The following is an 11,524-nucleotide window of genomic DNA, read 5'->3' on the forward strand; positions in this document are numbered from 1 at the left end:
TGGCCGCCCCGTGCCGGAACGCGGCGTTCAGGCCGGCGTCCGGCTCGTCCGGCAGCACCCGCGCGCCGGCGGCCCGCGCCGCCGCCGCCACCCGGGCGTCGTCGGTCACCACCACGGCCTCGGCGACCGCCGGGCAGGCCAGCACCGCGCGGAGCGTGTCGGCCGCCAGGGCCAGCGCCAACTCCTCATGCGGTACGCCCGGCAGCGCGCCCCGCAGCCGGCTCTTGGCCACGGCCAGCCGCTTCACCGGCACCACCACGGCCCACCTCGGCTGACTCACGTCCGCAATCCTGCCAGCCGGACGATGGGCCCCTCGCTGGCCGTACCGGGGGCGAGCAGGCATGATTTCCGCTGCGGGTGTCGCGGGCGGGATTTCGCGGCGGGGTTGGGGCGCGAAGAGGAGGCACAGTGGCACGGCGGAGGCTGGGGTTCTGGCAACGGTTCGCCGTGGGGCTGGTGAAGCCGGTGATGACCGTCTGGACCCGGCGTACCTGGCGTGGTCAGGAGCATCTCCACCGCGACGGCGGCATGATCATCGTGGCGAACCACATTTCCCACGCCGACCCGCTGGTGTCCGCGCACTTCATTTACGACTCCGGGCGCTGGCCGCAGTACCTGGGCAAGGCCAGCGTGTTCCGGGTGCCGGTGGTCGGCTGGATCCTGCACCGGTGCCGGCAGATCCCGGTCGAGCGGGGCAGCGTGGACGCTGTCCGCTCACTGGACGCGCTGGTCGCCGCGCTCGACGAGGGCGGCGCGGTCGTGATCTACCCTGAGGGCACCACCACGCGACAGCCGGAGCTCTGGCCGATGAAGGCCAAGACCGGTGCGGCCCGGCTGGCCCTGGCCACCGGCGCCCCCGTCGTACCGGTGGTGATGTGGGGGCCGGAACGGATCTTCGACCCGCGGACGACCCGTGTCAGCCTGCGCCCCCGGATCCCGGTGACCGTTGCCGCCGGGGAGCCGATCGACCTGAGCCGGTGGGCGGACGCCCAGCCGACCCGGGCCACCCTCGAGGAGATGACGGACACCATCATGTTGCGGCTGCGGGACATGCTCGCCGAGATCCGTGGCGGTACCCCGCCGCCACTGTGGGAGCGACCGGCCCGGTCCTCCGTCGGCCGCGAGCAGCGGGACGACGCAGCATGAGCGGTCACGTCGCGGTGCTCGGTGCCGGTTCCTGGGGCACCGCGTTCGCCAAGATCCTCGCGGACGCGGGGCGGGACGTGACGGTGTGGGCCCGCCGGGCGCCGGTCGCCGAGAGCATCCGGACCGAGCGCCGCAATCCGGAGTACCTGCCCGACCTGCTGCTCCCGGCCCGCGTCACCGCCACCGCCGACGCCGCCGAGGCGATCACCGGCGCCGAGGTGGTGGTGTTGGCCGTGCCGTCGCAGACCCTGCGCGGCAACCTCGCCGAATGGGCCGGGCACCTGCACCCGGATTCCACCCTGGTGTCGCTGATGAAGGGCATCGAGCTGGGCACCACCAAGCGGATGAGCGAGGTCATCGTGGAGACCGCCGGGGTCGCCGCGGACCGGGTGGTCGTCGTGTCCGGCCCGAACCTCGCCCCGGAGATCGCCGCCGAGCAGCCCGCCGCGACAGTGGTCGCCGGGACGAACAGCGCCCGCGCCACGCTCGTCCAGTCGTCGATCCGGACGCCGTACCTGCGCCCCTACACCAACGACGACGTGATCGGCTGTGAGCTGGGCGGGGCGGTCAAGAACGTGATCGCCCTGTCGTACGGCATCGCCACCGCGATGGGTTTCGGCGACAACACCCGGGCCATGCTGATGACCCGTGGGCTGGCCGAGACGGCCCGCCTGGGCGTGGCGCTCGGCGCGGACCCGATCACCTTCGCCGGCCTCGCCGGCATGGGCGACCTGGTCGCGTCCTGCTCATCCCCGCTGGCCCGCAACCGCACCTTCGGCGAGCATCTGGGCCGGGGCGAGACGCTGGAGCAGGCCCAGGCCGCCACCCGGCAGACCGCCGAGGGCGTGAAGAGCTGCCTGGCGATCCGCGACCTGGCCCGGGCGCACGGCGTGGAGATGCCGATCACCGAGCACGTCGAACGGATCTGTCACGAGGGAATGGACCCGCGCCTCGCCGTGGAGACCCTGATGAGCCGCACCGCCAAACCCGAGTCGTACGAGTGAGGAACCCGATGAGCGAGTGGGGAGACGGCACCCGCTGCGTACGTGCTGGCCTGCCCGAGCCGGCACCGGGGGACCCGTTCCTACCCGGGCCGGTCTTCGCCGCGCCGTACCACCTCGACCCGTTTGCGGGTCAGGGCACGTCGCCGAACGGCTACGGCCGCCCCGACAACCCGACCCGCCGGCTGCTGGAGGCTGCGGTGGGCGAGCTGGAGGGCGGTGACTGCCGGGTCTTCGCGACCGGTCAGGCGGCCATCACCGGCCTGCTGCTCACCCTGCTGCGGCCGGGGGACACCGTGGTGCTCCCCACCGACGGATACTTCCCGGTCCGGGCGTTCGCCACCGATGTGCTGGAGGGGATCGGCGTCCGGGTGCTGTTCGCGCCGACCGTGGGGCCGTACCCGTCGTTCGAGGGCGTCCGGCTGGTGCTGGTGGAGACGCCCGCCAATCCGGGCCTCGACGTGGTCGACGTGGCGGCCCTGGCCGAGCGGGCGCACGCCGCTGGCGCGCTGCTCGCGGTGGACAACACCACTGCCACCCCGCTCGGACAGCGTCCGCTGGATCTCGGTGCCGACCTGGTGGTCGCCTCCGGCACGAAGGCGCTCACCGGCCACTCCGACCTACTGCTGGGCTACCTGGCCAGCCGGTCCGCCGAGCTGATCGATGCGGTGACGACCTGGCGTACCACCACCGGGGCGGTTCCGGGCGCGTTCGACGCCTGGCTGGCCCACCGGTCACTGGCCACTCTCGACCTGCGGCTGGCGCGGCAGAGCGCGAACGCCGCCGCGGTCGTCGACCTGCTCGCCGGTCGGCCGGACGTGACCGGCCTGCGGTGGCCGGGACGGCCGGACGACCCGGCGTACGCGGTGGCCTCGGCGCAGATGCGCCGGATACCGGGGGTGCTCTCGTTCGACCTGGGCGACGCCGACCGGGTGGGCCGATTCGTCGAGGCCGCCCGGCTGGTGGCGGCGGCGACCTCCTTCGGTGGCCTGCACACCACTGCGGACCGGCGGGCGCAGTGGGGCGACGACACCGCTCCCGGCTTCGTCCGGCTCTCCTGCGGCGCGGAGGACACCGCGGACCTGGTGGCCGACATCGCCGCCGCGCTCGACGCCGCCGGCCCGCTCTGAGTTAGGGTGTCGGCGGCCGCACCGGCGGCCACGACCGGAGGAGGTGAGTCCGATCCGCCAACAGACAGGACCGGCGCTTCCTCCCGTGTCCCTGCCGCAATAGCGGCCGCGGGAGCGCCGGCGAGCGTTTCCCGGAGGATTCCCATGGCACCACCGTTCCCCACCGACCGTCCTGCGCTCGTACGCCGGCTGCGCGCCGCCGGTTGCGTCTACGCCGAGGACGAGGCCGAGCTGCTGCTGGCCGCCGCGCGCAGCCCGGCGGCGTTGGCCGACCTGACCGACCGTCGGGTGGCCGGCGAACCGTTGGAGTACCTGCTCGGCTGGGCGGAGTTCTGCGGCCTGCGGATAGCCGTCGACGACGGCGTCTTCGTGCCCCGGGCCCGTACCGCTCTGCTGGTCGAGGTGGCGGCCGAACTGACCGGCACGGCTCCGGCCGTGGTCGACCTGTGCTGCGGCTCCGGGGCCACCACCGTCGCGCTGGCGCACCGCCTCGCGCCGCGCTGGCTGGCCGCCGCCGACATCGACCCGGCGGCCGTGGCGTGTGCGCGCCGCAACGTCGTCGGGTTGGACGCCGAGGTGTACGAGGGCGACCTCTTCGCGCCGCTGCCCCGGCGGTGGCGGGGGGAGCTGGACCTGGTGGTCGCCAACGCCCCGTACGTGCCGACCGACGCGGTCGCGCTGATGCCGCCGGAGGCGCGGCTGCACGAGGCCCCGGTGGCGCTCGACGGCGGCCCGGACGGGCTCTCCGTGTTGCGCCGGGTCGGTGCCGACGCCGCCGGGTGGCTGACCCCCGGCGGCCACCTGGTGGTCGAAGCCGGCACCACCCAGGTCGACACACTCTGCGAAGCGTTCAGCGCGGCGGGCCTTGTGCCAACCGTGCGCCACGACGAAGACCTGGACGCCACCGCGGTCTTCGCCCGCCGCCCCTGACCCACCCCACCCCGCCCGCCCGATCTTGCAGTTTCGGTTGTCGGAATGAGTGGCGTGCCCCTTGTTGCGGGACAGTAAGTGCAAGATCGCGGGGAGGGGGAGGCCGTCCGGCATGGCGGGGGAGGGGGGTTGGCACTAGCCTCGGCTCACACTCATGACGGCGGGAGGCGGTTTCGGTGGGCAGCGCAGGGGTGCCGGTGGTCGTCGGGCTGGACAACGGCGGCACCAGCAACAACGCCACAGTGCTGACGGTGGACGGCCGCTTCCTGGTGGACGGGCTGTTGGAGATCCCCAGCGAGGTGCGGGCCGGGCCGGAGGCGGCGATCGAGGCGTTGGCCCAGGCGCTGGACGGCGCCCTTGCGCAGACCGGCGTGCCGCGTGACCTGGTCCAGGCGGTCGGGCTGGACACTCCCGGCCCGGCCAGCGCCGAGGGCGTCATCTCGTCGCGGGGCTCCACCAACTTCTCCCAGCCGGCCTGGCGCGGCTTCGACGTGCGAGGGGCGCTGGAGCGACGGCTCGGGCTGCCGGTGATCTATCACAACGACGGCAACGCGGCCGCGCTCTACGCCCACCACGTCCACTTCGGCGCCGACGCGATGAACCGCTCGTCGGTGTCCGCGATCGTCGGCACCGGCCTCGGCGGCGGTGTGGTCGAGAGCGGTCGGGTGATCGCCGGTGCGGCCGGGATGGCGGGCGAGTTGGGCCACGTGCACATCCCGCTGAGCGGGCTGCTCGGCCCGGGTCAACCGGAGCCCACCTGCGCCTGCGGCTTCACCGGAGATGTCGAGAGCGTCGCCTCGCTGACCGGCATCGAACGCAACCTGCTGCCGTACTGGCTGACCCGGTACCCCGACCACCCGCTCGCCGCCGAGCCGGTGGCCCGCGCGGCCAAGCTGGTCCGGGGGTACGGCGAGCGCGAGGACGCCCTCGCCCGGGACCTCTTCACCCAGCAGGCGATGGCGCTGGGGCGGCTGTTCACCGTCGCCGCGAACTTCACCGACCCGCACGCGTACTTCGTCGGCGGCGGGGTGGTGGAGGCGGCACCGGAGTTCCGCGACTGGTTCCTGGCGACGGTCCGCGAGCACACCGTGCTCCGCGAGGAGCAGGCGGCGGTGGCCACCTTCGCCCTGGTACCGGATCGGGACATGGCCGGTGCCCGAGGCGTCGCGATCGCCGCGCTGGAGGCGCTACGCGCTGTTCCGGAGCCCCGCCCGCTGGTTGCCTGAGCCGGCGCGGGCCTCGGCCCGCACCGGCTCGGCACCTCTGGTCAGCGCTGCGGTGGCGCCTGGGCGAAGGCGGCCCAGGCCGCCGTTGGGAACAGCAGGGCCGGGCCGGCCGGGTCCTTGGAGTCGCGCACGGCAACGAGCCGCGGGATCGCGGCCACCTCCACGCAGGCGCCTTCGTCGCCGCTGCGGCTGCTCTTGCGCCACCGCGCCGCGGCCAAGGCCGCTGTGATCATCGGGGTCATCGGTCCTACCGTCCCTTCAGGACTGACAGGAGCATCTCGCGGCTGTCCGCCGGGCTGAGCGCCACGCTTCGGAGATGCTCCATGATCTTGGTGCAGGTACGCGTCTCGCCGGCGCGGTCGAGGATCATCTGACCCGCAACGGTTTCCACCGACGCGATGATCGGGTCCTCCGGGTCGGCGAACTCGAGGATGTGCAGGGAACCCCGGGTGCCCCGGTGGTAGCCGGCGGAGAGCGGGATCACCTGGACGCTGATGTTCGGCAACTCGGCCATCTTGACCAGGTGCCGTAGTTGCCCGTTCATCACCGACTGGTCACCGACCGGCCGTAACAGCGCGCCCTCGTCGATGATCGCGTCGAGGATGGGCGGCTGGTCGGCGGTGAGCCGCTGTTGTCGGTCGAGCCGGATCTTGACCCGCTGCTCCACCAGGTCGTCACCGAGGGTGTGCGGCCCGCCGCGCATCACGCCACGGATGTAGTCCGCGGTCTGCAACAGGCCGGGCACCACCGAGGGCTCGAAGTTGGCGATGGCGGTCGCCTCGGCCTCCAGCGCAATGAAGTCGATGGTGCGCGGATCCAGCAGGTAGGAGTACGACACCCACCAGCCGGGCTTGCGGGCGTCCTTGGCGAGCTGCACCGCGGCGGCCACCTCCTCGGCACTCACCCCGTACGACGTGAGCAGGGCGCGCACGGTGGCCGGGCTGATCAGGGTCTGGGCGTTCTCGTAGCGGGAGAGGGTGCTGCGGGTGCTGTTGATCTCATCCGCCGCAGTCTCCAGCGTCAGCCCGGCGGCTTCCCGGTGGTGGCGCAGGGCGATGCCGAGCCGGCGGGCGCGGGCGGTCTTCGGAGCCATGCATCGATGGTCGCATACATTTGCGGGAACGTCTGCATGAGAGAACGTCGATGGGAGTTGCATTCACGCCTATACACGTGTCAATCTGTGATGGCGTCCTCACCGCCGGTTGTCGTGGCGACGGTGGTGGTGAGCGACCGGAGGGGATGGGGCGCGCGGCGATCGGGTTTCTCCCCCGTACCCGATCGTCGCGTGCCGCCCCTCCATCCCGGCCTGCCGGAAGGAGACGACGTGCGAACCCGCCCGGAGCCCCCCGCCGTACCCTGGGGCGGCGTGCGATGACCCGCTTCCTCGTGGTGCTCACCGACGTGCGTCCCGTCGAGGGCGTCAACCGCAACGAGCGGGTCGCGCCGGAACGGCGCCGGCAGGTCGTCGGCGCCAGCAGCCGGGAGGCCGCCGACCGCATCGCCGGCGCGTTCATGGCGCTGGGCATGGTGCGGGCCGGTCGGCAGCGGGTGAAGGTGATCGCGGTGGGCCGCCGGCACTCCCGGGACTGAGCAGCCCCAGGTCAGCGCTCTGTGGCACCGCTACCACCCGGTTACGCACCGTATATCCTCTCCTGACCGTTTGCCGTGTCGTGCCGTGGCTCGCCGGGTATCGCCTCGCCCCGTGGCCACGCACAGTAAGGTCAACCGGGTGAGCGCCACCGGCGAGCACGACCAGCCGCAGTCGCGTACGAAGAGGTGACCGGAGTGACCACCCCAGGCAAGACCCGCGTGGCGATCGTCTTCGGCGGCCGCAGCCCGGAGCACGGCATCTCCTGCGTCAGCGCCGGCAGCGTGTTCGGCGCACTCGACCCGGACGAGTTCGAGGTGGTGCCGGTGGGCATCACCCGGGCCGGCCAGTGGGTGCTGACCAACGGAGACCCCGCCCAGCTCGCGATCAACGCCCGTCAGCTGCCGGAGATCACCGCCGACTCGGGCGACGACATCGTGCTGCGCGCCGACCCCACCGGTAACGGACTGATGGTGCTCGACCCGACCGAGGGCCCCCGGGCGCTGGCCGACGTGGACGTGGTCTTCCCGGTGCTGCACGGCACCTACGGCGAGGACGGCACCATCCAGGGAATGCTGGAGATGGCCGGCATCCCCTACGTCGGGGCGAACGTGTTCGCCTCCGCGGCCGCCATGGACAAGGAGTTCACCAAGAAGCTCTGTGCCGTCGAGGGCATCCCGGTCGGCACGTACGCCGTGCTGCGCAACGGCATGACGCTCAGCGAGCAGGACAAGGAGCGGCTCGGCCTGCCGGTCTTCGTCAAGCCGTCCCGGGCCGGGTCATCGTTCGGCGTCAGCAAGGTCACCGACTGGGCCGAGCTGGACGCGGCGGTCGCCGCCGCCCGGCAGTTCGACCCGAAGGTCATCATCGAGGCCGCGATCGTCGGCCGCGAGATCGAGTGCGGTGTGCTGGAGGGCGAGGCCGGCGGCACGCCCGAGGCGTCCGTGCTGGCCGAGGTACGGGTCGTCGCCGACCACGACTTCTACGACTTCGAGGCGAAGTACCTCGACGACTCCTGCGAGTACGACATTCCGGCCAACCTGCCGGAGAAGGTGACCCGCCAGGTGCAGGAGTACGCGGTCCGCGCGTTCACCGCGCTGGACTGCGCCGGTCTGGCCCGGGCCGACTTCTTCGTCACTCCCGAGCTGGACGTCTACCTCAACGAGATCAACACGATGCCCGGCTTCACCCCGACGTCGATGTTCCCGCGGATGTGGGCGGCCTCCGGCCTGGAGTACCCGAAGCTGGTCAACCGGCTGATCCGTACCGCCCAGCGGCGCGGCGTCGGCCTGCACTGAGCCGTCCGATCCCGCCCGCGCAGGTCAAGCCGGCGCGGGCGGAGTCGGTTCGAGTTCAGCGCTGGCAGCCGGACGGGATCGCGCCGCCGGAGGGCACGCTCGCCACGATCGTGCTGGAGATCGTCGGCAACCACTGCAACGGCTGCTCGTACGAGCGCGGGACGCGCACGGTGATCAGCGTCTCCCGGTCGACGGTGGAGAGGACCGCCGCGTCGGCCTGTTCCGCCAGGTGCCAGCAGACCCGGTTGACCGTCCAGACCTCGTCGGTGCTGGGGAAGGCCGGCTCGGTGCCGCCGCAGGCCACGGTGAGCGCGGGGTCGCCGTAGGCGGCGTTCTGCTCCGGGCCGGCGGTGACCGGCCGCTGAGCCAGGTCGCGGATGCTCGCCGGAAGCTGGGAGAGCAGGGCCCGGCAGACCGTGGCCGGGCGGGCGGCCAGCGCCGGGGCGGCCATCTCCACCGGGGTGGTGGACTGCACCCGGGCGGTGGTCGCGGAGGGCGTCGGCGCGGCGGCCGGCGCGTCCGGGCTGAGCTTGCTGAAGGCCAGCACGGCCACCAGCAGCGTGATCGGCAGCGCGATCAACGTGGCCAGTAGGGCCGCGCCACGCATGGTCCGATCCCGGCCGGCCGGCGCGGCGGCGGCGGGATCGGTCGACTCGCGGTTACCGTCAGCCGGCTCGGACGTCCCGTCGGCCGCGTCGCGCGCCCCGTCGTCGTCCAGAGCCGAGGAGGAGGTCGTCATCTCGTCCACTTACAGCCGCACCACCGAACACGTGAGGGTGCGAGTGATGCCGGGCACCATCTGCACCTTGCTGACGATGAGTTTGCCGAGCTCGTCGACGGTGTTCGCCTCGGTGAGGACGACCACGTCGTACGGCCCGGTGACGGCGTCGACGCGTACCACGCCGGGGATGTCCGCGATGAGACCCGCCACGTCACGTGCGCGGCCGACCTCGGTCTGGATGAGGATGTACGCCTGTACCACGACTCGACCTCCGTCCGTCGCCGCCCGGGAGCGGCCCGAAGGGTGAAAGTACCTTACGGACCAGGTCTGATCCCTATCGGTGGTCAAGGAGCAGCGGTGAGCGAGCACGGCGGAGCCGGGCGGCACGGGCGGAACGCCAGCGGTGGCGTCGGCGTGTCCGGGATCGGGGAGTTCGGGCTGATCGGGAAAATCACCGCCCGACTGTCGTACGGGCCGACGACCCTGCTCGGCCCGGGCGACGACGCGGCGGTGGTGGCCGCGCCGGACGGCCGGGTGGCGGCCTCCACCGACGTGCTGGTCGACGGGCGGCACTTCCGACGGGACTGGTCATCGGCCCGCGACGTCGGGCACCGGGCGGCAGCCGCCAACCTGGCGGACATCGCGGCGATGGGTGCCACGCCGACCGCCCTGCTGGTCGCTCTCTGCATGCCGGCGGACCTGGACACCGCCTGGGCGGAGGAGTTGGCCGACGGGCTCTCCGCCGAGGCGGCGACGGTCGGCGCGAGCGTCGTCGGCGGGGACATGTCGGCCAGTCCCACCCTGACCGTCGCGGTCACCGCGCTGGGCGACCTGGCGGGCCGTCCGCCCGTGCTGCGCTCGGGGGCCCGACCGGGGGACGTGCTCGCTCTGGCCGGGCGCACCGGGTTCGCGGCAGCCGGGCTGACCGTGCTGACCCGGGGCTTCCGTACCCCCCGGCTGTTGGTCGAGGCGTACCGGCGGCCGCAGGTGCCCTACCAGGCCGGCCCGCAGGCCGCCCAGCTCGGCGCCACCTCCATGATCGACGTGTCGGACGGGCTCCTCGCCGACCTCGGGCACGTCTCGGCGGCCAGCGGGGTGGCGATCGACGTACGCCGCGACGGGTTCGAGGTGCCCCGGCAGATGGCCGACGCGGCGCAGGCACTGGGCGTCGACCCGTACACCTGGATCCTCGCCGGTGGCGACGACCACGCGCTGGCCGCGACCTTCCCCCCGGCGGTGGTCCTGCCGTCGGGCTGGCGGCCGATCGGCCTGGTCACCGACGGTGCCGGCGTGACGGTCGACGGCGTCGCCTACGACGGCCCGGTCGGCTGGGACCACTTCCGGTGAGACCCGCGCGCGGCCGTACCCTGGATACCGTGAGTGAGATCGAGATCCGGGTGGTGCGGTTCGACGCACCGGTGGCGCAGCACCTGATCCACGCCGCACTGGCGGACCTCGGTGCCCGCTACGGCGGCACCGGCGACGACACCCCGGTGGACGCGGCCGAGTTCGAGCCGCCCGACGGCGCGTTCCTGGTGGCCTACCTGGCCGGCGAGCCGGTCGGCTGCGGTGGCTGGCGCAGTCACGGCGCGGACACCGCGGAGCTGAAGCGGATGTACACGACCCCGGCGGCACGGGGGCGGGGGGTGGCCCGTGCGGTGCTGGCGGCCGTCGAGCGCTCCGCCCGCGAGCAGGGCCGCAAGCGGGTGGTCCTGGAATGCGGCGACAAGCAGCCCGAGGCGATCGCCATGTACGGCTCCGCCGGGTACGAGCGGATCCCGAACTTCGGCTTCTACAAGGACGCGGAGGGCTGCGTCTCCTTCGGCCGCACCCTCTGACCTGCGCGCCGGCCGCGGTGGGCCCGGCCTGGCTGGTGTGCCGGCCCCGCCGGGCTCGGCCTGGCCGGTGTGCCAGGCCACCCGGCCGGTGTGCGGCGTCCGCCCGGGCACACGACAGAGCCGGCGGACCCTCGGGGTCCGCCGGCTGAGCCGAACGAAAAGGTGGGTGCTACCGCGTCAGGCGCGGGTGACCTTGCCGGCCTTGATGCACGAGGTGCAGACCTTCAACTTCTTGGTGTTGCCGCCACCGGCCGGGGTACGCACCGACTGGATGTTCGGGTTCCAGCGGCGGTTGGTCCGCCGGTGCGAGTGGGACACGTTGTGGCCGAAGCCCGGTCCCTTGCCACAGACGTCGCACACGCTAGCCACGGGATACTCCTGGGATTGATACGTTCATGAGGTCGCCGGCAGGTGCTGCCCGGGCAACCTGGTCAGGTTACCCGATGACTCGCCGACCCGGCCAACCGGCCCGGTCCGGCGCTCGCCCGTGCCCCGGCTCACGCCTGGTCGTGGGCCCGTCCGCCCAACGGTGGGCCGGCCCGGCGGCAAGGGTACCGGAGGCGCTCCTCCCCGCTGCGGCCAGCGCCGGCCCGGGCCGGCGCGGACACGCCGGACGAGTCCGACGGGTGTCGGTGCGCGCCAGTAG

General features: G+C 73.1%; 14 protein-coding genes and 1 pseudogene. 9 read left to right on the forward strand and 6 right to left on the reverse strand.

The genetic code is table 11. The annotated features are described in order from the left end of the window. Window positions 1–280 (reverse strand): annotated as a pseudogene (locus GUI43_RS25730) (2-phospho-L-lactate guanylyltransferase); the annotation flags it as partial. Between the two features lie 128 nt (window positions 281–408). Here GUI43_RS25730 and GUI43_RS25735 point away from each other — a divergent pair. From GUI43_RS25735 to GUI43_RS25755, 5 genes are all read left to right on the forward strand, one after another. Then, on the forward strand, window positions 409–1,146 hold the full coding sequence (locus tag GUI43_RS25735) for a lysophospholipid acyltransferase family protein (protein WP_112699985.1): 738 nt from the start codon (window positions 409–411) through the stop codon (window positions 1,144–1,146). After that, the gene (locus GUI43_RS25740; protein ID WP_091393100.1) at window positions 1,143–2,150 is read left to right on the forward strand and encodes an NAD(P)H-dependent glycerol-3-phosphate dehydrogenase; all 1,008 of its coding nucleotides are present in this window, start codon (window positions 1,143–1,145) and stop codon (window positions 2,148–2,150) included. Before GUI43_RS25735 ends, GUI43_RS25740 begins: the two co-directional genes overlap by 4 nt. 8 nt (window positions 2,151–2,158) lie before the next feature. Then, window positions 2,159–3,277, forward strand: coding sequence for a cystathionine gamma-lyase (locus tag GUI43_RS25745; protein ID WP_112603450.1), 1,119 nt, complete (start codon window positions 2,159–2,161; stop codon window positions 3,275–3,277). Between the two features lie 144 nt (window positions 3,278–3,421). Continuing rightward, the gene (locus GUI43_RS25750) at window positions 3,422–4,207 is read left to right on the forward strand and encodes a putative protein N(5)-glutamine methyltransferase (RefSeq protein ID WP_112582020.1); all 786 of its coding nucleotides are present in this window, start codon (window positions 3,422–3,424) and stop codon (window positions 4,205–4,207) included. A gap of 176 nt (window positions 4,208–4,383) precedes the next feature. Next, on the forward strand, window positions 4,384–5,433 hold the full coding sequence (locus GUI43_RS25755) for an ROK family protein (protein ID WP_112582018.1): 1,050 nt from the start codon (window positions 4,384–4,386) through the stop codon (window positions 5,431–5,433). Between the two features lie 41 nt (window positions 5,434–5,474). Here the strand turns inward: GUI43_RS25755 and GUI43_RS25760 are convergent, their stop codons facing one another. Then, entirely contained in the window at window positions 5,475–5,675 is a 201-nt protein-coding gene (locus tag GUI43_RS25760) for a DUF397 domain-containing protein (protein WP_112582016.1), read from the reverse strand. Window positions 5,676–5,680: 5 nt separating this feature from the next. Further along, window positions 5,681–6,526, reverse strand: coding sequence for a helix-turn-helix domain-containing protein (locus GUI43_RS25765; protein ID WP_091393087.1), 846 nt, complete (start codon window positions 6,524–6,526; stop codon window positions 5,681–5,683). A 278-nt stretch (window positions 6,527–6,804) separates the two neighbouring features. Between GUI43_RS25765 and GUI43_RS25770 the strand changes: the two genes are divergently transcribed. Next, a complete protein-coding gene (locus GUI43_RS25770) occupies window positions 6,805–7,023 on the forward strand; it encodes a hypothetical protein (protein ID WP_030335309.1) in 219 nt (72 codons plus the stop codon). Window positions 7,024–7,218: 195 nt separating this feature from the next. Then, window positions 7,219–8,319 carry a D-alanine--D-alanine ligase family protein gene (locus GUI43_RS25775; RefSeq protein ID WP_091393084.1) on the forward strand — a complete coding sequence of 367 codons (1,101 nt, stop codon included), beginning with the start codon at window positions 7,219–7,221 and terminating at the stop codon, window positions 8,317–8,319. A gap of 55 nt (window positions 8,320–8,374) precedes the next feature. On the opposite strand, the gene GUI43_RS25780 is transcribed toward GUI43_RS25775, so the two are convergent. Together GUI43_RS25780 and GUI43_RS25785 are read right to left on the reverse strand one after the other, a co-directional pair. Beyond that, window positions 8,375–9,058 (reverse strand): DUF3515 family protein, encoded by a 684-nt coding sequence (locus GUI43_RS25780; protein WP_112582478.1) that lies wholly within the window; start codon window positions 9,056–9,058, stop codon window positions 8,375–8,377. Window positions 9,059–9,067: 9 nt separating this feature from the next. Further along, entirely contained in the window at window positions 9,068–9,301 is a 234-nt protein-coding gene (locus GUI43_RS25785) for an Lrp/AsnC ligand binding domain-containing protein (RefSeq protein WP_030487446.1), read from the reverse strand. A gap of 96 nt (window positions 9,302–9,397) precedes the next feature. Between GUI43_RS25785 and GUI43_RS25790 the strand changes: the two genes are divergently transcribed. Then, window positions 9,398–10,387 (forward strand): thiamine-phosphate kinase, encoded by a 990-nt coding sequence (locus GUI43_RS25790; protein ID WP_112699986.1) that lies wholly within the window; start codon window positions 9,398–9,400, stop codon window positions 10,385–10,387. A gap of 29 nt (window positions 10,388–10,416) precedes the next feature. After that, the gene (locus tag GUI43_RS25795) at window positions 10,417–10,878 is read left to right on the forward strand and encodes a GNAT family N-acetyltransferase (protein ID WP_112582014.1); all 462 of its coding nucleotides are present in this window, start codon (window positions 10,417–10,419) and stop codon (window positions 10,876–10,878) included. 177 nt (window positions 10,879–11,055) lie between these two features. On the opposite strand, the gene rpmB is transcribed toward GUI43_RS25795, so the two are convergent. Further along, window positions 11,056–11,247, reverse strand: a complete 192-nt coding sequence (gene rpmB / locus GUI43_RS25800; protein ID WP_011905179.1) for a 50S ribosomal protein L28 — start codon at window positions 11,245–11,247, stop codon at window positions 11,056–11,058. Window positions 11,248–11,524: the final 277 nt, after the last annotated feature.

The sequence above is a fragment of the Micromonospora noduli genome (assembly GCF_003264365.1).
In the GTDB taxonomy this organism is placed as follows: domain Bacteria; phylum Actinomycetota; class Actinomycetes; order Mycobacteriales; family Micromonosporaceae; genus Micromonospora; species Micromonospora noduli.